The 21,361-nt window shown below is 43.4% G+C and carries 18 protein-coding genes; 11 read left to right on the top strand and 7 right to left on the bottom strand.

Going from position 1 to position 21,361, the window contains the following annotated elements:
• Nucleotides 1–109: 109 nt before the first annotated feature.
• Nucleotides 110–808 (bottom strand): hypothetical protein, encoded by a 699-nt coding sequence (locus tag LZG71_RS26275; RefSeq protein ID WP_233825598.1) that lies wholly within the window; start codon nt 806–808, stop codon nt 110–112.
• Nucleotides 809–1,006: 198 nt separating this feature from the next.
• Nucleotides 1,007–2,380, bottom strand: coding sequence for a DNA repair protein RadA (gene radA, locus LZG71_RS26270; protein ID WP_233825596.1), 1,374 nt, complete (start codon nt 2,378–2,380; stop codon nt 1,007–1,009).
• A 163-nt stretch (nt 2,381–2,543) separates the two neighbouring features.
• Between radA and LZG71_RS26265 the strand changes: the two genes are divergently transcribed.
• Nucleotides 2,544–3,260 carry a porin family protein gene (locus LZG71_RS26265; protein WP_233825594.1) on the top strand — a complete coding sequence of 239 codons (717 nt, stop codon included), beginning with the start codon at nt 2,544–2,546 and terminating at the stop codon, nt 3,258–3,260.
• Nucleotides 3,261–3,366: 106 nt separating this feature from the next.
• Here the strand turns inward: LZG71_RS26265 and LZG71_RS26260 are convergent, their stop codons facing one another.
• On the bottom strand, nt 3,367–3,759 hold the full coding sequence (locus LZG71_RS26260) for a LytTR family DNA-binding domain-containing protein (protein ID WP_233825592.1): 393 nt from the start codon (nt 3,757–3,759) through the stop codon (nt 3,367–3,369).
• A 394-nt stretch (nt 3,760–4,153) separates the two neighbouring features.
• On the opposite strand from LZG71_RS26260, the gene pheS reads away from it, so the two are divergent.
• The gene (pheS, locus tag LZG71_RS26255; RefSeq protein ID WP_233825589.1) at nt 4,154–5,194 is read left to right on the top strand and encodes a phenylalanine--tRNA ligase subunit alpha; all 1,041 of its coding nucleotides are present in this window, start codon (nt 4,154–4,156) and stop codon (nt 5,192–5,194) included.
• Nucleotides 5,195–5,268: 74 nt separating this feature from the next.
• Here pheS and LZG71_RS26250 read toward each other — a convergent pair whose 3' ends face one another.
• Together LZG71_RS26250 and LZG71_RS26245 are read right to left on the bottom strand one after the other, a co-directional pair.
• Nucleotides 5,269–6,066 (bottom strand): esterase family protein, encoded by a 798-nt coding sequence (locus LZG71_RS26250; protein ID WP_233825588.1) that lies wholly within the window; start codon nt 6,064–6,066, stop codon nt 5,269–5,271.
• Nucleotides 6,067–6,125: 59 nt separating this feature from the next.
• On the bottom strand, nt 6,126–7,556 hold the full coding sequence (locus tag LZG71_RS26245) for a circularly permuted type 2 ATP-grasp protein (protein WP_233825586.1): 1,431 nt from the start codon (nt 7,554–7,556) through the stop codon (nt 6,126–6,128).
• 344 nt (nt 7,557–7,900) lie between these two features.
• Here LZG71_RS26245 and LZG71_RS26240 point away from each other — a divergent pair, with 344 nt between their 5' ends.
• The 3 genes from LZG71_RS26240 (at nt 7,901) to LZG71_RS26230 (ending at nt 12,577) form a co-directional block, all read left to right on the top strand.
• Nucleotides 7,901–9,463, top strand: a complete 1,563-nt coding sequence (locus LZG71_RS26240) for a DUF5723 family protein (RefSeq protein ID WP_233825584.1) — start codon at nt 7,901–7,903, stop codon at nt 9,461–9,463.
• A gap of 80 nt (nt 9,464–9,543) precedes the next feature.
• Nucleotides 9,544–9,939, top strand: coding sequence for a peptide-methionine (R)-S-oxide reductase MsrB (gene msrB, locus LZG71_RS26235; protein ID WP_233825583.1), 396 nt, complete (start codon nt 9,544–9,546; stop codon nt 9,937–9,939).
• Between the two features lie 82 nt (nt 9,940–10,021).
• Complete coding sequence (locus LZG71_RS26230; protein ID WP_233825581.1) at nt 10,022–12,577, top strand: penicillin-binding protein 1A; 2,556 nt, start codon at nt 10,022–10,024, stop codon at nt 12,575–12,577.
• A 71-nt stretch (nt 12,578–12,648) separates the two neighbouring features.
• On the opposite strand, the gene LZG71_RS26225 is transcribed toward LZG71_RS26230, so the two are convergent.
• Both LZG71_RS26225 and LZG71_RS26220 read right to left on the bottom strand, forming a co-directional pair.
• Nucleotides 12,649–13,719, bottom strand: coding sequence for a nitronate monooxygenase family protein (locus LZG71_RS26225; RefSeq protein ID WP_233825579.1), 1,071 nt, complete (start codon nt 13,717–13,719; stop codon nt 12,649–12,651).
• A gap of 102 nt (nt 13,720–13,821) precedes the next feature.
• Nucleotides 13,822–15,591, bottom strand: coding sequence for an ABC transporter ATP-binding protein (locus LZG71_RS26220; RefSeq protein WP_233825577.1), 1,770 nt, complete (start codon nt 15,589–15,591; stop codon nt 13,822–13,824).
• 132 nt (nt 15,592–15,723) lie between these two features.
• Between LZG71_RS26220 and LZG71_RS26215 the strand changes: the two genes are divergently transcribed.
• The 6 genes from LZG71_RS26215 to LZG71_RS26190 all read left to right on the top strand — a co-directional run.
• Nucleotides 15,724–16,278 (top strand): DUF4126 domain-containing protein, encoded by a 555-nt coding sequence (locus LZG71_RS26215; protein ID WP_233825575.1) that lies wholly within the window; start codon nt 15,724–15,726, stop codon nt 16,276–16,278.
• Between the two features lie 13 nt (nt 16,279–16,291).
• Nucleotides 16,292–17,206 carry an AraC family transcriptional regulator gene (locus LZG71_RS26210; protein ID WP_233825573.1) on the top strand — a complete coding sequence of 305 codons (915 nt, stop codon included), beginning with the start codon at nt 16,292–16,294 and terminating at the stop codon, nt 17,204–17,206.
• A gap of 92 nt (nt 17,207–17,298) precedes the next feature.
• Nucleotides 17,299–18,687 carry a glycosyl hydrolase gene (locus LZG71_RS26205; RefSeq protein WP_233825571.1) on the top strand — a complete coding sequence of 463 codons (1,389 nt, stop codon included), beginning with the start codon at nt 17,299–17,301 and terminating at the stop codon, nt 18,685–18,687.
• Between the two features lie 184 nt (nt 18,688–18,871).
• A complete protein-coding gene (locus LZG71_RS26200) occupies nt 18,872–19,693 on the top strand; it encodes a sugar phosphate isomerase/epimerase (RefSeq protein WP_233825569.1) in 822 nt (273 codons plus the stop codon).
• A gap of 81 nt (nt 19,694–19,774) precedes the next feature.
• On the top strand, nt 19,775–20,920 hold the full coding sequence (locus tag LZG71_RS26195) for a Gfo/Idh/MocA family protein (protein ID WP_233825567.1): 1,146 nt from the start codon (nt 19,775–19,777) through the stop codon (nt 20,918–20,920).
• Between the two features lie 155 nt (nt 20,921–21,075).
• Nucleotides 21,076–21,361 (top strand): SDR family NAD(P)-dependent oxidoreductase (locus tag LZG71_RS26190; RefSeq protein WP_233825565.1); only part of this gene is annotated, 286 nt, incomplete at its 3' end.

Here is a 21,361-nt window from a genome sequence, read left to right as displayed (position 1 = left end):
TATACCGTATCATCTTCCGTTTCCTGGCTATTTTTGGCCAATATTCAGTTGATGTTACAACGAATAAACTCTGTAAGCGAAACTTAATTCCCAAACACACTCTTAAAATCTATTTTTTTAGGTATGTTTTATTCCCATTTGAATTAATGTAATATCTACCTCCTCTGGGACCTGTGTAAATGGTCCTACTTGAAGAAGAACTATTAGATTTTGTCGTATTATCCCAACTGTTTCGATTTACCTCATTTTTTATTTGTAAATTATTATTTGCTGCTTTAATCTCATCTGTATGAACAGCTGAGTCAGATAGATGTTGAGTATATTTTGTTGTGTTTCCCGAACCGATAGGAACTACTGAATTTCTTCTCTTCAGGTCGTCTTTCAGTACTTTAATCTCTTTCGTTTCCAATACATATAGTTCAGACAAAAATCCTTTAAAACCTACCTTTCTAACAAACCAGTAATTATCCTGATAACCCATTATAAATACAGTGTCCTTTTTCTGAACAAATGCGATGACCTCTGAGAAAGGGTCACTTGACTTTCTTATTTTGCCTGTCATAGTAATCAAAGCGGGAAGATATATGTCCCCTTCACTATTCTGTGAATTGGAAATAAAATATTGATTTTCAATTTGCTCAATTTGCCTTTGCAAGTTTTTCAAACTATCAGTTTTGGATCGAATTTCTAATTCAATTCTTGTGATTTCCTTTTGTAGAATGTTCACCGTCTCTCTACCCTGACCATACAGTAAAACGGGCAATAAAAGCAGTGAAAAAATCTGTACTATTTTTAGAAGGGGGCTCATTTGGTGGTTTCAGAATTATTTTAAGAACGAACGACTAACGCAATTGGTAAGCCTACAAGACTAATATTAACCGCCTATCTCCATTTATTAATCTCAAAATGCAAAAGCGTAAGATCTTTTTAGTCAAACACTAAATAGTCTAATTGCAGATTTAGATCGAAATTGTAAGAGTATACATAAAGAACAGTATTACCTAAACTACTGCCCCAAAAACAAATCCATAAACAGCTGATCCAGGTGTGCGACCGGGATCACTTTCATTTGTGGGCGATCGAGTTCCAGTCCTTTGCTGTTGTATTTTGAAATATACATTTTCTTGAATCCCAGTTTTTCCGCTTCCGATATCCGGCTTTCTATTCTGTTGACGGCTCGCACCTCTCCTCCCAAACCAACCTCGGCAGCAAAACTTACGGATGCAGGAATGAATTTATCTTCATAAGACGACACTATTGAAGCGATCACGGCCAGATCTATTGCCGGATCTTCCACTCTTAAACCGCCCGCCACGTTCAGGAAAACATCCTGCACGCCCAAACGAAAACCGCCGCGCTTTTCTAGTACAGCAAGTAGCATCTGTAATCGTTTTGCATCAAATCCCGTACTGCTCCGTTGTGGTGTTCCATAAGTAGCCACACTTACGAGTGACTGTATTTCAATCAGCAACGGTCGATTCCCTTCCATCATGGAGCCAATTGCAATACCACTTACAGGTTCGTCGCGCTGAGAGATAAGGATTTCCGAAGGGTTACTCACTTCCCTCAGCCCGGCTCCATGCATTTCATATATACCGAGCTCCGAAGTACTTCCAAAACGGTTCTTAATCGTTCTCAAAATACGGTATGTGGTATGCCTGTCTCCTTCAAACTGCAAAACCGTATCTACCATATGTTCAAGCACTTTCGGACCGGCCAGCGAGCCATCTTTGGTAATGTGCCCGATCAGGAAAACGGGGACACCTGTATCTTTGGCATATTTCATAAATTCCGCCGTACACTCGCGCACCTGAGAGACACTTCCCGCTCCCGACTCAATGTAAGCCGACTGCATGGTTTGAATCGAATCAACTACCAGGACCTCAGGTTTAAATTCTTCAATCTGCCTGAATATATTTTCAGTATGTGTTTCGGTAAGAATATAACATTTATCACTTTGAGAAAGCATGCGTTCGGCCCGCATCTTGATCTGTTGCTCCGATTCTTCACCAGAAACATACAAAACCCGCCTGTCTGACAAGGTCAACGCTATCTGAAGCATCAATGTAGACTTCCCAATACCTGGTTCCCCGCCGATCAACACAAGCGATCCCTGCACGATTCCTCCACCCAGAACCCGGTTCAACTCCCCGTCCTTGGTTGTGATACGAGGCTCATTTTCATATACAATTTCTGTAATTGCTTTTGGGCGACTGGCGAGGTTCACTGACTTCCAGGCAACGCTGGTTTTCTTATCTTCTTTTTCAATTACTTCCTGAACCAGCGTGTTCCATTCTCCGCAGGAAGGACATCTTCCCACCCATTTGGGTGAATTATACCCACATTCCTGACAGAAATAGGCTGTTTTGGCTTTGGCCATAGGGGTTTCCAGTTGTTTGTTTGTCTTTAAGGAACAACAAAATAGGGCAAAAAATCTTCTATTACGACCACAAGTGGGCCGTTAAATCAAAAATTAAAAGTGACAGGCATCATTTTTTGTATTTTATCGTTATTAACCGGTTTTACTATTTAACTAACAATCCATGAAGATCCTGACAAAATTAGCCTGTATCTGTTTGCTATGCCTGGTAGGCATGTCTACAGCTCAGGCACAAAAAAAAGGTTTTGCGTTTGGTATTAAGGGAGGGGTAAATCTTTCCAGGCTCACAATGGGAGATGTTTTCACTACACGCTACGACGACAACGGAAACCCTTATCTTGGTTATGACGGAAAAGAGGTTCGCGACAATCTTAAACAAAGTTTTAGTACAAGAACAGGCGCGGTTGGTGGCTTGTACGCACGTTTCGGACGAACCATTTTTATTCAACCAGAAGTCCTGGTTTCTACCAAGGGAGGAACGTTCGACATTACCCGCAATGACAGTGAAACTCCGGTAACCACCTCGGTGAATGTAAAATACAGCAATATTGATGTACCACTGCTGATCGGTTTGAAGGGAGGACCATTCCGTATCCTCGCTGGCCCGGTAACTTCTTTCAGAATTGGTGATAATCAGAGATTGAGAGATGCATTTCGCCAATATACTTCCAATCTTAACGACGCGATGTCAGAGGCGACATTCGGATACCAGCTTGGAGCCGGACTTGATATCGGAAGCCTGAGCCTGGATGTGCGAAAAGAAGGGTCATTTACAAACCTTGCCACCTTTGAACTTGACGGACAACCAGTTGGTGGAAAAAATTCGGTCAAACAAAAAATTACTTCCTGGCAGGTTACATTGGGAATCAAAATACTGTAATGCTGATTCATTAAAAAATCTGCTAGACACATAACTAAACAGCAGCCTTCGATCTGAGCGATGGCTGCTGTTTTTATAAATAACCCACTAATTTAATTCAACATATTTAAGCAGTAGCCCTGAGATTGGTATGATTCAGGATACCGGTTATTTCTTTTATTTTTCTGCGGGAAACTGAAACTTCTTTCCCGCACGACATCCGCAGCAAACGATCGTCTTCCACACGTTCTACAACGTAGTCGGTATTAACAAGATAGGATTTATGAACCCTGATAAAATTATCGTTCAGGTTCACTGCAAGAGATTTCAGCGTTTTCGAAACCAGATACTTTTTCCCTGTTGCTGTATATATAAACGTATAATTCCCTTCACCTTCCATAAAAGTGATTATATCGGGAGACAGAAAAATAGTTCTGCCCATAGACTGTACGGAAACAAAAGTGGCGCCGGCTGTATTAGCTGGCAAATTTTGGAGCGCGAGAGATGGAAAAGTTTTCATATCTGTTATAATTACGTTGTGCTGAAATTGTGAATCAAATTTAGCACAGCAGATGGCACTCCGGAAATACGTAAATATACGCACATGCTTATAACTAACTGAAAATCAATTTTTTAATTTTAGTTAACAACTCAAATAACGTAATGAAACTTAGCAAAACACGTAATTTTACGTATATCTTTAATGAGCTCAAAAAGCGGGTTTTCTGATAAAATTGACGGGTTGTTTCGCGATGAGGGTTTTAAGCAGTTCAACATTATTTATATTTGTACGGTTTTTGAAGCTGCAGACAGCGCTTTTCAAAGCAGAAAGAAGCCAAAAATGACGAGAACGAAACAATAAGAATGGGTTGAGGCTCAGCCAGATTTTCATTCTTTAATTAACTTATAGTAATATGATTACCGATCGGGTAAAGGAATTAATTTCGGAAATAGAGCAGGCAAGCGTCAGCAATAAAGAGCAACTCGAAGCTTTCAGAATGCGCTTCGTTAGCAAAAAAGGTGCAGTTTCGGAATTGTTTGACGAGTTAAAGAATGTTGCACCGGAACATCGCCGTGCATTGGGTCAGGAACTTAATACCTTAAAAAACCTGGCGCAGGAACGTTTTCAGGAATTTACTACCTCGCTGGAAAACAGCGCGGTAGTAAAGCCTGAAATGCTAATTGATCTTACCCTGCCTGTTGTTCCTAATCTTCAGGGAAGCTTGCATCCGCTGACGATCGTGCGCCGTAGAATTATCGAAATTTTCGAACGTATGGGATTCAATGTTTCTTACGGACCCGAAATCGAAACGGATTGGTACAATTTCAGTGCATTAAACTTTGCCGACAATCACCCTGCACGTGAAATGCAGGATACTTTCTTTATATCAAAAAGTGAAGGTGAAGTCAAAGACGATGTGCTGTTACGTACACATACTTCCAATGTACAGGTACGGTTGATGGAGCGTCAGAAACCTCCGATCCGTTCTATAATGCCTGGAAGAGTGTTCCGTAATGAAGCGATATCTGCCCGTGCACATTGCGTGTTTCATCAGGTTGAAGGTCTTTATATTGACAAAAATGTCAGTTTTAAGGACCTGAAAGACACTTTGTACCATTTTGCGAAAGAAATGTTTGGCAAAGATTCCAAGATCCGTCTTCGCCCTTCATACTTCCCGTTCACGGAGCCAAGTGCTGAGATAGATGTTACCTGCTTTATTTGTAAAGGAAAAGGATGCAATGTGTGCAAGCACTCCGGATGGGTGGAAATCGCCGGATCGGGTATGGTGGATCCTAATGTACTTGAAAACTGCGGTATCGACAGCCAGGAATATACCGGCTTTGCATTCGGGATGGGAATAGAAAGAATTACGATGCTACGCTATGGAATTAATGACCTGCGTCTTTTCACGGAAAACGATGTGAGATTCCTGCGTCAGTTTGAAGGCGCATAAAAATAGTAAAAGTAAAAAGTGAGAGGTAAAATGTACTATTAGCGCATTTCACCTCTCACTTTTGTTACTTCCTTCTAAAATCTGGTTTCCAGATAGTAAGGCAACATTTTTTGCCAGACCCACCAGTCATGAGGGATGTCTGCTCCCCATATATCCAGTTCATGATGCACATTTTTTGAATTCAGAATAGCTGATATGTGCTGAGAATACTCCGGTCTCTCGTGTGCACCGGATCCCGTTACAAAATGGATATGACGACTTTCACGATATAAAGACAAATGCCATTCGGCTTTCAACTGGGCCAGATAATGCACAGGCGAATTAAAATAGACGTTGTCATCGTAGTAGCCATCTGTGTACACGCTCAGGTCATAGCAGCCACTCATCGCGATGACACCATTGATCAGATCCGGGTGTTTGAAAAATAAATTCGCTGCGTGAAATGCACCAAATGAGGCCCCAGCCGCAATAATTTCATTGTTACTGCTGGTTGTATCCTTTATAAACGGAATTACTTCCTTTATAACGTAGTCATTAAACAACTGATGCCTCACAGCCTTATCGTATCCATGCATATAAGGGTTAAGCCAGCTTTCTCCGTTGTTGCTATTGATACAGTACACTTTCACTTTTCCCGAATCAATAAATGTCTTGATACTCTCGATGAGCCCATTTCGTTCGTACTCCAGAAAGTCGGACGCAGCGGTAGGAATTAACAATAGTGCGAATCCATAGTGACCATATACAGCCACCTCCATTTCTTTGTTCAGAGAGGGGCTGTACCAGCTTGTAATTTCACGATGCATTTCATTTTTAATTTTTGATGATATAATTAACCAGTTTCTGACCTCCTCCTCAACTATCCATTTCATACCCAATGTACTATGAAATGGATAAGATTAACAGCTTGTCAGCAACTGTTAACCATAACTTAATACAATACCCAGGTATCTTTTCCTCCTCCACCTTGAGAAGAATTTACTACAAGGGATCCTTTTCTAAGTGCCACGCGGGTAAGCCCACCTGGTATTACACTAATATCGTCTCCGTAAAGAATATATGGCCTTAAATCCACATGGCGACCCTCCGCATGTCCGTCCACCATACATGGCACCCTCGACAACGAGATCGTAGGCTGGGCTATGTAGTTACGGGGATTGTCTCTGATCTTCTGCCTGAATAGCTCGTGCTCCTCTTCAGTCGCCTTGGGCCCGATAAGCATTCCGTATCCACCCGCTTCATTTGCTTCCTTTACAACCAACTTTTCGATATTGGCCATTACGTAGTCAAAATCTTCCTTTTCGCCACATATGTAGGTTTGTACATTGGGGATAATGGCTTCTTCCTGCAGGTAATACTTAATGATACGTGGAACATAAGCGTACACAACTTTATCGTCGGCCACACCTGTTCCAGGCGCATTAGCCAAGGCAACACGACCTTTTTTATACACTTCAAAAATACCCGGAATACCGAGTAACGAATCAGGGTTAAATGCTTCGGGATCTATGAAGATATCGTCCATTCTTCTGTAAATCACATCTACAATCTGTAACCCACTTGTTGTGCGCATTTTAACATATCCGTCGGACACAACCAAATCGCGCGTATCCACCAGTTCCACACCCATTTGCTGAGCAAGATAAGAATGCTCGAAATAGGCAGAATTGTAAATTCCCGGCGTAAGAACAGCGATGGTTGGATTTGGTCGATCGGCCAGGTGCTGAAGCATTTGCAACAATCTGGTAGGATAATCCGAAACTGGCCTCACACCTGTTCTTGCGAGTACATCCGGAAAAATCTGTTTGGATAATTCCCTGTTTTCCAGCATATAAGAAACACCGGACGGGCAGCGCAAATTATCTTCCAGAACCATGAACGTTCCGTCGTCTCCTTTAATAAGATCTGTTCCGGTAATGTGGCACCAAATTCCCTTGGGCGGCTTAAGACCAATACATGGTTTCAGGAAACACTTGCTGGATTCGATCAGCTCCCGCGGAACAACACCGTCGTTTAATATATTCTGATCATTGTAAACGTCATCAATAAACATATTTAATGCCTTGATACGCTGTTTCAATCCCTTTTCGAGCCACTCCCATTCTGAATTTGGCAGCACCCTTGGGATAATATCAATGGGCATAATACGCTCAGTTCCCTCTCCTTCCGAATAAACGTTAAATGTGATACCCATAGAAAGCAGGGCACGTTCGGTAGCAAGTTGACGATTGGTCAGTTCTTCGTGTGTGAGATTTTCAAATTTATCCCTAAGATGCTCATAACCTGAACGGATTCCTCCATCGGGGCTAAACATCTCGTCGAAGAAATTTTCCGTCTGATAGTCGGAGAATGAGAAATTCATACAATACAAAATTTGAATAAGTATATAACTGTTATTTACAGAACAATATATGGTATACGTTTTAATTTACAAAATATATACTCATTTTAAACCACCGTAAAACTATGATTAGTTACACCAAAGTAGTTGAATTTATTGCTTATCCACTCCCCTGACCTGAATGATTTTTTGCCCTCTACAACCAAAGCTCTGATATCGTCTTCATTTGGATATTAAAATCATGCCGATTCAAGTTTCCAAATTATATTTTTTACATATTCATCCTTAGGTTGCAAGTACGTTTCACAGACCTTTTCTTTGCACCCGAATACAGGAAATAACACATTTCCCGTTTTAATCGCACTATGCAAAAAATTCTGCTGCTTTTATTTATATTTCTTCTTGCATTATGCCCTGAAGGCCGGGCGCAACACTTGCCCGGAGTGGCTATGGGTAACTATTCAGGCATTAATTCCCTATACCATAATCCGGCATTTGTCTCCGACAATCGTTACAGTGTTCAGATCAATGTTGTCGGAACCCAGTTTTACACCGCGAACAATCATGTTAAATACAATGCGCCGTATTCTTTTCTTGGGCTATTAACCAATAGTGTATCGGACAAATATCGGAATGAGAGAGGTGCAGTTTTGTTCCCACGTACCTACCTGAAAGAGAAATTAAATGGAAATGATAAATACATAAATGCTGGTGGAGACACCCGTCTTCCCTCCATTATGTTTCAGCTTTTCAAGGGTAAAGCGGGCATAGGTATATCTACCAGGGCGCGGTATATTCTGAACATGAGTGGCCTGTCCGAACCATTGGCGAGGCTCATAAGTAAAACCACCAGACTGGAAGATTTGCAGGGACCCAGTTTCGGAAATCAGTCGGGACAATTGCATTTTAATGGCGTAGGCGAGATTGCCCTCACATTTGGCGGTGTAGTGATGGACAATGAGACAGATTTTGTAAAAGTAGGTGTTACTGTAAAAAGAATGCTGGGCCTTTACAACGCACATGCCATTGTCAAAAATTCCTCATTTTCAGTGCTGCCCGATCCCGATCCTAAATATGCAAACCTGAGGGTGCCGATGCAATACATAAACGCCAACCAGATTGACGTGCAATATGGCATGACGCGCGATGAAGGGTTTCAGAATATACGACCCACACCAGCGTGGCTGCTCGGCGGAGCTCCGCCCGGAAGCGGCTGGGGGTTTGATATCGGTGCGGTTTACGAATACAGACCCGACATTAACAAATACACTTACACCGAAAAGGGTGAACGCAAGCGTGATGGGACCAAAAATAAATATCTCTATCGCGTAGCAGTTTCACTTACTGATATAGGACGGGTGCATTTTAAAAACCCCGCCTACCTGATGCAGCAAAATGTACAGGCTCAGGATAAAAAATTTCTATATGACACCTTCCAGAAGATGGAGGGATCGGAAGGGGTTTTTAATGCCATTAACGAATCTCTTGACGTAAATGGGTCTCTTGCACCTAATTTCAAATCGGTGTTGCCAATGGCATTTCAGGCGAGTGTGGATTACAATGTACAGCCCAACGTGTATGTAAGCGGGCTTTGGGTACAAAACCTCATTTCACAAGATGCTTTTGGCATGAAGGCTGAATCCGTTGTAGCTGTTACACCACGTTACGAACATAAATGGTACGAAATCTCAGTGCCTTTAACATTGATGAACCGTTACAGAACACCATCAATTGGCCTGGCCGGAAGAGTTGGACCGTTATGGATCGGCACCGATCACCTCACGGGACTGCTCAATATCGGTAACCCGCGTGCTTTTAACTTATATTTCGGGCTGTCCGCAGGTTTATTCAGAAAAGCGCCAGGCGAACAAAATCAATGCTGGCCACCAGAAGATTCGTGGCTTAGACGTATTTTCAGCAAACGATAAACGTTTCTAAAGTGTTATCTTTCATATAAGCATGATTTTTGCTTTGCAAGACAACAGCTCAATACTACAAATACATAACAATGAGAGAGATACAAAAAACGAAAGAAGAATGGCAGCAGGAGTTGACCGGACAGCAGTGTTTTGTACTTTTTGAAAAAGGTACCGAGCGCCCTTTCTCCCACCCGTTCAATGACAATAAAGAAGAGGGTACATACGTGTGTGCTGCCTGTGAAACGCCTTTGTTCACATCCGACGCGAAATATGATTCAGGATCGGGATGGCCAAGCTTCTTCCAGCCTGTTTCAAGTGAAAACGTGGAAGAAATTACGGACAAAAGCCATGGAATGACCCGTACAGAAGTAGTTTGCAGGAAATGCGGTGGTCATCTTGGACACGTTTTTAACGACGGTCCCAAGCCTACCGGACTCAGATACTGTATGAATGGCGTAGCTCTGAAATTTAATAAAGCGGAGTAGAATTATTTCTTGAAAAAGCCGGACTTAATCAGATATGTCCGGCTTTTCTTATCTTTGGGCACTTACGAACCTTAAACGTTTGATGGAAGTTATCAGATCGTTCTTTTACAAAATAAAAAACCTGTTCCAATACATTGGAGCACAGGTCTCAGCGTTCTTCAATTTTATTACCTATAAATTTTTCTCACTTGTAGCAGGTAAAAACAGAACAGATGCATATCTGATATCTTACCGCAAAAACAAAAAATCGCTGCATGATTGGTGGGATAGCAAATTTGATAAAGACTCGGCATATTACCGGTCTGTAAGCATTCTTTGGAAAACATTCGTTTACGGTTTTCTTGGCGCTTGTTTCTATATATTTTGTGTAGAAACAAATTTTTTGTGGCTGATGGGCAGCATGCCAAGTGTAGAAGATCTGCAAAATCCAAAGGTGAATCAATCTTCTGAAATTTATACTTCTGATGGCGTTCTTATTGGGAAATTCTACACAGAAAACCGTACTCCTGTCACTGCCGAGCAAATATCTCCTAACCTGGTGAAAGCGCTGGTAGCAACGGAAGATATACGTTTTTACAAGCATTCAGGAATCGATTACAAAGCGATGGCCAGTGTGGCTATGGGAATTGTATCAGGTGCTACTGACCGTGGGGGCGGCAGCACGATAACGCAGCAGCTTGCCAAAAAACTTTTCAAAACGCGCAGAAGCGGGGCGCGAGGTCTCCTTGGTTCTGTTCCCGGACTAAGTACCTTGATATACAAAACCAAGGAATGGCTTACGGCTATAAAACTGGAAAGAAACTTTACTAAACAAGAGATTCTGACCATGTATTTTAACACCGTTGACTACGGAAATAATACATTCGGGATCAATACTGCTGCCAAATCCTATTTCAGCAAATCGCCAGACAGCCTGAATATCCAGGAGTCTGCTGTGCTGGTTGGTCTGCAAAAGGCAACAACTACCTACAACCCCATCAGGAACCCGAAACGCTCCCTGGAACGTCGTAATGTCGTAATCGGCCAGATGCAGAAGTACGGATATCTTACTGTTAAAGAAGCCGACTCCATCAGTGCGTTACCGATCGAGCTCAAAGCCAAATTCGAAACTCCTTACGACGGAAACGCCAACTATTTTAAAAATGCGGTAGTCGATTACGTAAAAAAATGGGGTGACCAAAACGGCTATGATTTGTATACCGATGGTTTGAAAATATACACGACCATCAACTCGCACATGCAGGAGCATGCAGAAGAAGCTATGACTGAAAAGATGAAGCAACTGCAACGTGTGTTTGACGATCATTGGGGAAAGCAAAATCCCTGGATCGATGAAAACGGAAAAGAGATTCCTGATTTTCTGGCGAATGTGATCAAGAGAACCAGTAAATACAGATCGCTCGCTGCAAAATTCCCTTCAAGTCCGGATAGTATCCTCCATTACCTTACCAAACGCGACACCATGATGGTGTACGACTGGAAAAACAGTGGAGAGATGAAAAAATACTGGAGTTCGATGGATTCGCTCGACTATTATAAAAGAATACTGCGTGCAGGCATGATGGCGATGGATCCGCATACGGGTCAAATAAAAGCCTGGGTAGGCGGACTGGATTACAATTATTTCAAGTATGATGCTGTAAAACAAGGCAAACGCCAGCCTGGATCTACCTTTAAGCCATTTGTATACACCACCGCCATCGACGACTCCATCTTCAATATGACTCCCTGTGACCAGATTGTGGACAAACCTTTTGTGAAGAAATACACAGAAAACGGTGAAGAAAAAGAGTGGAAACCAAAGAACTCAGCTGGCTATTTCAGTTATTCCAATATGACTTTGCGCAGAGCACTCGCGCAATCGGTAAACTCCGTTACCGCAGAACTTACCGACCAGGTTGGACCTGCCAATGTGGTTCGTTATGCTAAAAAAATGGGGATTAGTACACCCTTGCAGGCATTGCCTTCGATCGGTCTTGGCCCTTTTGACGTTTCTCTTTATGACATGGTTGCAGCTTACAGTGTATTTGTAAACAACGGCACGTACACTGAACCCGTTCTGGTTAATAAAATTGAGGATAGTAACGGCAAAGTGATCGAAGAATTTCTGCCGGAACACCGCCAGGCAATCAGTCCTGAGTCTGCATTTTTGATGGTACATATGCTCAAAGGTGGTGTGGAAGAGCCAGGCGGAACGTCGGGTAGTATAAGATGGCGCTTTGATGTGGCTAAAAACGGCAATGAGATCGGAGGAAAAACAGGGACAACCTCGAATAACTCGGACGGTTGGTTTATGTGTATCACACGTGACCTCGTAATAGGTGCCTGGGTAGGCGGTGACGACCGGAGTATCCACTTCAGATCCACAAACCTGGGAGAAGGAGCTAAAACAGCCCTGCCTATTGTTGGTAGTTTTCTGGAAAAAATATATCGGGATAAAGCTGTGGGAATAGAACCTGGTCCATTCCCGAAACCTAATTTCAAGATATCGAAGGAATATAACTGTGTCACCTATTATCACCCGTCTGAAAGCGATTCACTGGAAGTAGAAAGTGATAGTTCTTCTGTTAAAATAATTGAAGAAGACGACCTCATAGGTCCACCTCCCATTCCATTGGATACAGTCAGAAAGAGGTAAATTAAAACACTAAAAAAGGTCTGCTTTTCGTGAAGAGAGGCAGACCTTTTTGCTTTGGGAAACAAACTTTATCATTTCAGTTTCAATAGTTCCTCCGTTTCAATAACCAAATCTCTGAAAATCTCAGCTGACGATTTGGATTTTGCAAGTCTTGCTGACTGTCCTGCCCAAAGTGTTGTAAATTCTTTATTCTGACTTTTTTGCGAAGCAGTCCGCATTGGAACGGTCAGGTCATTTAGTAGTGGATATGCAGGATAATCCAAATTCAGCTTTTCAACTTCATCATGAAATGTATTGCGTATTCCCCTCGCCCATCTTCCCGAAAACGCTCTGGTGAGAACCGTTTCTGTATCAGCACTGTCTGCAACCGCATCCTTATAAACATCAATACCCAGACTTTCATCACTTCGCAAGAACGCGGAACCCACCTGAACACCCAGTGCGCCGAGGATCATGGCAGCTTTAATTGACCTTCCATCCATAATTCCGCCAGCTGCCAACACCGGTACTTTTACCTGATCCGTAACTTGTGGAATCAGTGACATTGAGCCAACTTGTGGCAACGGCTCGTCGAACAGGAATGTGCCCCTATGTCCGCCAGCCTCAATTCCCTGAGCCGTAATTACATCAATACCAATACTTTCCAGGTGTTGTGCCTCGCGAACCGAAGTAGCGGTTCCAATCAGCAATATTCCTGCCTCATGAAAACGACGGATACTTTCCTGATCAATTACTCCGAATGTAAAACTCACAACGGGTACATGTTCAGCAATAATGATCTCGATTTGCTCGCGGTAAGAATAATGGCGAATTTTCTCAATCTCAACCGGATTGTAATCCAGACCGTGCTCGCGCGCAATTACCAAAAGCCGGTCTTGGAGTTCAGATATAGCAGCAGGATCTATTTCCGGTAAATCATGAGCAAACAGGTTCACTGCAAAAGGCTTTGCTGTAAGTGACTTCGTTTTACGAATCAGTTCCAAAGCCTTTTCCGGCGATTGAAGCCCTACAGGAAGTGATCCTAATCCACCCTCATTGGAAACCGCGGCAACCATTTCAGGTGTAGTCACACCCAGCATCGGTGCCTGAATGATCGGGTATTTTATTTTCAGAAGCTGAGTTAAATCGTTGGTCCAGTTCATAAAAACTTCTGTATTTCAAGAATTACTATCTTAGTTACAACGAACGATTATTAGATATTTTACCCCATACACCGGTATAAATATCCAAAAACTACCTATTTCCTATCCGATTTTTAAAACCTCTTTATACTGCATTCTATACAGATTGGCATAAAAACCTTCTTTTTCCAGCAGTTGTTCATGGTTTCCTTCTTCCATAATTTCACCCTTGTCCACCACGATGATCTTGTCTGCCTCCTGAATTGTGGAAAGCCTGTGTGCGATCACAATGGCAGTACGCCCTTTCATCAGCTTTTCAATTGCCTTCTGGATCAGCTCCTCCGTTTCCGTATCAACCGACGATGTGGCTTCATCCAACACAATGATCTTGGGCTCGTGCACCATGGCACGAACAAAAGAAATCAACTGCCGCTGCCCCACAGACAGCGTAGCGCCGCGTTCCATCACATTGTATTTATAACCTCCCGGAAGTCTTTCAATAAAATCGTGTACACCCACCAGTTTGGCAGCTTCGACAATTTTTTCATGCGTAATCGAAAAATCACCCAGCCGGATATTGTTTTCAATCGTATCGGAAAATAAAAACACATCCTGCAAAACAACACCTACATGCCTGCGAAGTGCATTTAGCTCATAGTTTTGAACTTCAACATCATCTACCAAAATACTGCCCTTGTTGATATCATAAAAGCGGGTGAGCAGATTAATAATCGATGATTTTCCTGCTCCTGTTGCGCCTACAAGCGCAATCGTTTTGCCTTCATCCACTTTGAAGCTGATATTCCTTAATACATATTCCTCTTCATTGTAGGCAAACCAAACATTTTTGAATTCCACTTTGCCTTTCACAATTTCCGGCGCAAAAGTGCCCTCGTTCACTGTATACTCATCGCTATCCAGCAATTTCAATATCCTGTCTGTGCTCACAATCCCCATCTGCAACGTATTGAAACGGTCGGCCAACTGACGGATCGGACGGAAGAAAAGGTTGATGAACATGACAAATGCGGTAACCGTCCCAAATGTCACTTCGGCATTTAATATCTGTTTGGATCCGTACCATACCACCAAACCAGTTCCCGCAGCGGCAATCACATCGGCAACAGGAAAATAGATCGAATAATATAGAATAGACCGAATATTGGCATCACGGTGAACCTTGTTAATCTCTTTAAATTTCTTGTATTCCGTATCCTCGCTGCTAAAAATCTGAACAATGCTCATTCCGGTAATATGCTCCTGAACAAAGGAATTCAGGTTTGACACTGCTGCTCTGACCTCATTAAACGAATCTTTGATTTTCTCCTTGAAGACATAAGTACAGAATAACATGAGCGGAATCATTGACAAGCTGATCACCGACAATTTCCAATCTGTGTAGAACATCACACCGATAATAAGCGTGAGTTGCAATATATCACCGGCAATGGCAGCCATCCCGTCACTGAACACATTTGAGAGCGTTTCTACGTCCGAAATGGTACGGGTAACCAGCCTGCCGATTGGAGTTTGATCAAAGAATTTAAGACGCAGACCAATGATTTTCTGATATAGCTGAACACGAATATCTCTGATGATGTACTGCCCCAGCCAGCCTGACATATAAGTATTCCAGAACTGCGCCAAACCCTGTATAATGGTTACCACAATCATCACCACCAACATAACGGTTAATTGAGAGTAATCTCCGTTTGCAATTGGGGTATCAATGGTGTATTTGATCAAAAGTGGTGTGAGTGGGGCCAAAAATGCGTTCAGCATGATGATGCCGATCAACATATAGAACTGCTTTTGATAAGGCCGGACGAATACGTACAAACGTCTTAACGTCGGGAGGTCAAATATCTGCCCGCTTTTGGTTTCCTGATTCACTTACTACTCTTTGGTGGTTGTCCTGATATCTCAATGTTACTGTAAACAATGAAAAAGCAAAATTAGTCACGAATCACCTAAAAAATCCTTTTTTTCTATACCTTTCACGCCAAATCCTAATGCACACCAATCATGGAATTATTTCTTAGCCTTTGCCTGGGACTAGGCCTCAGCGCCAGTTGTGGTTTCCGGGTGTTTTTACCAATGCTTGCCGCCAATGTTGCCACCATGAACGGCTGGATCACACCCGGTGAAAACTTCGAATGGCTCTCAACCTGGCCGGCATTCTTCGCTTTGCTCACAGCTACCATCGCTGAAATTGGCGGTTACTACATTCCATTTATTGACAACCTGCTCGATACCATTGCAACACCAGCAGCAGTAGTAGCGGGCACACTGCTGACTACTTCATTTGTTCATATAGACAGCCCGGTGTTACATTGGGGATTGGGGTTGATTGTCGGTGGCGGAACCGCAGGACTTGTGCAGGCAGGAACAGGTTTTCTCCGACTTTTATCTTCAAAAACAACGGCAGGATTAGGGAATCCGGTGGTGTCAACGGCGGAAAATGTTGCTTCCTTTGGCTTATCCGGAATTGCTATTTTTTTGCCGGTAATTGCATTAGTGCTGGTAGTTTTCTTAATGTTTTGGCTTTTAAAAAAGTTATTTAGTTTGAAGAAGTCATAAACAGTTGGTTTTCATGTCCGATGCAATACCCGTTCATTCACTTCCCAAATCACCGGGTACAATACCTGCACTGAAAATTTACCGGTTCAAAAACAGCTCCGGTCTACAAAAAAGCACTCCCGAATCACTTCCTATTACTCCCTTACCAACAGATGCGCCACACAGGCATACCTACTATGAGATTCTTTTTATTGAGGAGGGACAGGGATTTCACGAAATTGATTTTTATTCCTATCCTGTACAAGGTTCAGGCCTGCATTTTCTGACACCGGGGCAGGTTCATTTGCTACACTTTTCAACCCAATGCCAGGGTTTCATTGTTGCCTTTTCGGAGGATTTTTATTCCTTCTATAACCCCGCAGCATTATCTCTTGCTCAGTTCCCTTTTTTCCAGCCTGGCAGAAGACAACCCATTATAGGGCTTTCAGACTCAGAGAGACACTATTTTCACAATATTATGGAAAACATGGTGTCGGATCACCTGAATAATGAACCCGACCAGGCCATGATCGGAAAGTACCTGGGTCTGTTATTACAGAAATGTAACGGACTCACGCAGAATGAACAGCATTCACCGGACTCAACTTCACTGTCCGTGCCTGAGCTAGTAGGTCGTTTTCAGGAATTGGTCGAGAAAAATTTCAGAGAAATGCATGAAGTCCAGCAGTACGCAACTGCACTGGCAGTATCCCCCGACTATCTGAGCAAAATTGTCAAGAGATATCTGGGCACGCCTTCTCAGGAATACATCCTCGACAAGCTATTATTGGAAGCAAAGCGTCTGCTGGTTTTTACCAATCTGAGCAGTAAGGAAATTGCCTATCACATTCATATCGACGATCCCTCCTACTTCGGCCGAATCTTCAAAAGAAAAACCGGATTAACGCCAAATGAATACCGTGAGCGAGTTCGGAAAAGTGCCATTTAATATCAAAAATGTACCTTGCCGTTACTGATTCGAAAAAATATCTTTGTATTATCCTAAAATAAAAAGGCTAAATAATACTATTGATATAACTCATGCAGATTAGAAACGACCTTTCAGCCGCATCACTTCAATCCAAGATTGATAAGTTGTGGGAGCTTTCAGCAGAAAAAATCAGACTTATTTCCAAAGAATACGACAATTCCAAAGGAACTCCTGTCTTCACCGTAAACGGCAAATATACACTTCGCGGATGGACGGAATGGACCCAAGGCTTTCAATATGGCGCCGAAGTCTTACAATTTGACGCTACCGGTGACGAATCGTTTCTGGCCAGTGCACGCAAAAATACTGTTAACAGCATGGCCTCACATGTAAGTCATTTCGGTGTTCATGACCATGGCTTCAACAATGTGAGTACATATGGCAACCTGGTGCGGTTGATGAATGAAGGCCGTATTGAGGAAAACGAGTGGGAAAGAAACTTCTATGAAGTTGCGCTTAAGGTTTCAGGCTCCGTACAGGCAAACCGCTGGACCAACATCAAAGGCGGACAGGGTTTTATCCATTCCTTCAATGGACCGCATTCTCTTTTTGTAGATACCATCCGTTCTGTACGAGCGCTTATGGTTTCCCATTTGCTTGGACATAGCCTGATGGGGGAAAATGATGTAAAAACAAGCTTGCTCGAACGCGGTACTTTCCACTCTCTTGCTACTGCTAAATATGCCGTTTTCTACGGCGAAGGAAGAGACAGTTACGACTTGTGGGGTCGCACCGCTCATGAAAGCGTTTTTAATACCAATGATGGAAATTTCCGTTGCCCAAATTCACAGCAGGGCTTTTCAGGATTCACCACATGGACACGCGGACTTGCCTGGGCTATGCTTGGTTTTGCGGAACAGCTGGAATCGTTACCTAGCTTTTCCGACGAAGAACTTGCACCATTAGGTGGCCGGGCAGAACTGGAACGCATATATCTGAAAGCAGCCAAAGCCACCTGCGACTTTTTCATAGACAACACAGCAGCTGATGGAATTCCATATTGGGATACCGGCGCTCCACAACTTTATAAATTAGGAGACTACACAGCCAGAACTTCGGAACCTTACAACGATTTTGAGCCTATTGATAGCTCCGCAGCGGCAATTGGTGCACAGGGTTTACTCCGGCTCGGTAAATATCTGAATGATAGAAACGAAGAAGGAAATCGCTACTGGCAAGCTGGTCTGACTTCACTAGACAGTCTTTTTGCTGAACCTTATTTATCCACGGATCCTACTCACCAGGGACTGATTTTACACTCGATATATCATCAGCCAAATGGCTGGGACAATGTTCCGGCGGGGCAAAAAATTGCCTGCGGCGAATCGAGTATGTGGGGAGATTACCACGCCCGAGAACTAGCTCTTTACGTACACCGGATCAACAAAGGTTTACCGTATTACAATTATTTGGGAGCGGTGAAAGGAATCGGAGCTTAGGGTTTATAGGCCGTCGTTTATGTCCTCACAAACCACTTATGCATACACAGTCTGTTCGATCCGTTTGTGGAGACGCAAACGGAGGCGGTAAGCACATCCATCATGTCAGTCGTTTGTGTGGACACAAACGACCGCGGGAACAACAGCATTAACAACTAACCATTGACCATTAACAATTAAAAAAATGAGCATCTCACTGGATCGCTGCTGCATTCACACCATTACGACAAAACCATGGGGCCTGCCCGAAGCGGTGGAAAACTATGCAGCCGCTGGTGTGAAAGGAATTAGTGTATGGCAAAACGCAACGGAGGGAATTGGACCGCACCGTGCAGGCGAAATCATTCGCAGTGCCGGGCTGGAAATTGTCTCTTATGTTCGTGGTGGCTTTTTCCCTCATACAAGTAGCGCAGGGCGTGCTCAGGCAATCGACCACAATAAGAAACTTCTTGAAGAAGCGGCAGCCTTAGGTGCTCCCATGATCGTGCTCGTATGTGGCGCCTCACCGGATCAGTCTATGGAAAAATCCAGAGAACAAATCCGTGAAGGAATTGAAGCTATACTGCCTCTTGCCGAAAAGCTGAATGTAAAACTGGCCATCGAGCCTTTGCATCCGATGTACGCCGCAGACCGTTCGGCCATCAATACACTGGGACAGGCCAATGACATGGCCGAATCTTTCCGATCACCATTTGTGGGTGTGGCAGTGGACGTTTATCACCTCTGGTGGGATGCTGACCTGGAAAAAGAAATTGCCAGATGTGGAGCAAACGGCAATCTGCTTGCCTATCACGTTTGTGACTGGAAAGTGAATACCATTGACCTGCTCAACGACCGCGGCCTGATGGGTGAAGGTTGTATCGATCTTAAAAAGATACGTGGATGGGTCGAAGCTACCGGGTTCAAAGGTTTTTGCGAAGTAGAAATTTTCTCAAACATTCATTGGGCAAAAGACCAGCATCTGTTCCTCAAAGAAATCACCAAGGCTTTTGTTGAAAAGGTTTAAAACTCCTTTTTTGAATTCAATCATATTAACAGGCAATGAATAAGCTCACTGCCAATCGCTAACAGCTAACCGCTAAAACAAATGACAACACATACCATCGGGATTATCATGAACGGCGTAACCGGCCGTATGGGTACCAACCAGCACTTACTACGTTCCATCAAGGCAATTATAGAACAGGGTGGTGTTAAAATTTCTGCGGATGAAGTGATCATGCCGGATCCGATTCTTGTGGGACGAAATGAAAGCAAACTACAAGCGCTTTGTAAGCAGTCGGGCGTTCAGAAATATACCACGGATCTGGATTCTGTTCTCGCCGACCCTCAGTATCAGGTTTATTTCGACGCTCAGGTTACCGGCCGCAGAGCTCCTGCAATAAAAAAAGCCATACTGGCTGGAAAGCATATTTACTGTGAAAAACCAACCGGGACCACCACCGAAGAAGCGCTGGAATTATACGAACTGGCAACTTCGGCTGGTCTTAAAAATGGAGTGGTTCAGGATAAACTCTGGCTTCCGGGCATGTTGAAACTGAAACGCCTGATGGAAAACGGTTTCTTCGGCAAGATACTTTCTGTGCGGGGAGAATTCGGTTACTGGGTGTTTGAAGGCCATAGCATTCCGGCTCAGCGCCCATCCTGGAATTACAGAAAGGAAGATGATGGAGGCATCATCGTCGATATGCTTTGCCACTGGCGTTATGTGCTGGACAATCTGTTCGGCAACGTGAAAGCGGTATCATGCCTTGGAGCCACGCACATTCCTGAGCGAATTGATGAAAACGGCAAACCTTACAACTGTACTGCCGATGATGCATGCTATGCCACTTTCGAACTTGAAGGTGACGTGATCGCACAATTCAACTCATCCTGGACGGTACGTGTACGCCGCGATGATTTGCTCACTTTGCAAGTAGACGGAACACACGGATCTGCCGTTGCTGGTTTGCGTGACTGCTATATTCAGCATTATGGAAATACGCCTAAGCCTGTCTGGAACCCGGATATTGCTCAGCCGATACCATTTTTTGAAGGCTGGTCGAAAGTACCGGAGCAGGAAAACTTCGATAATGCATTTAAAGCACAGTGGGAACTTTATCTCAAACACATTGTGAAAGACACGCCATTCCCATGGGATCTTAAAGCAGGTGCAAGAGGTGTTCAGTTAGCCGAAAAAGGAATTGAAAGCTGGGAAAAACGCCAGTGGGTGAATATTGAGGAATTGTAAATCAAAAAAAGTGCCACGGATGCACGAATGTTCACGAATTGAAATGAAAAAAAATCTGTGATAATCCATGCATCCGTGGCTATAAAAACTTTGTGACTTTGTGGCGTAAAAATCAAACCTCATTAAGTGGTTCTCCCTAAAAAAATCAAACACCTGTGGCAAACAATATCAACATGGAAGTGAAAAAGACAGCTTTAATAACTGGCGGAAGTCGGGGAATAGGTTTTGGGATTGCAAAGGCGCTGGCAAAGGAAGGCTACAACCTCGCCATTAACGGAGTACGCGATGAAGCAGGATGTTCAGAAGCCCTCGACGAACTCCGCGAGCTGGGTGTAGAAGTTGCCTATTGCCAGGGAAGTGTTGCCAATGCAGCCGACCGTGAGGCAATTGTGGAGAAAGCCTATTCCGTTTTTGGAAACATCAATGTGCTGGTCAATAACG

This window comes from Dyadobacter sp. CY312, assembly GCF_021390535.1.
Classification (GTDB): domain Bacteria; phylum Bacteroidota; class Bacteroidia; order Cytophagales; family Spirosomataceae; genus Dyadobacter.
The sequence above is the reverse complement of the archived record's forward strand: the minus strand, read 5'-3'. Positions and strand labels throughout refer to the sequence as shown.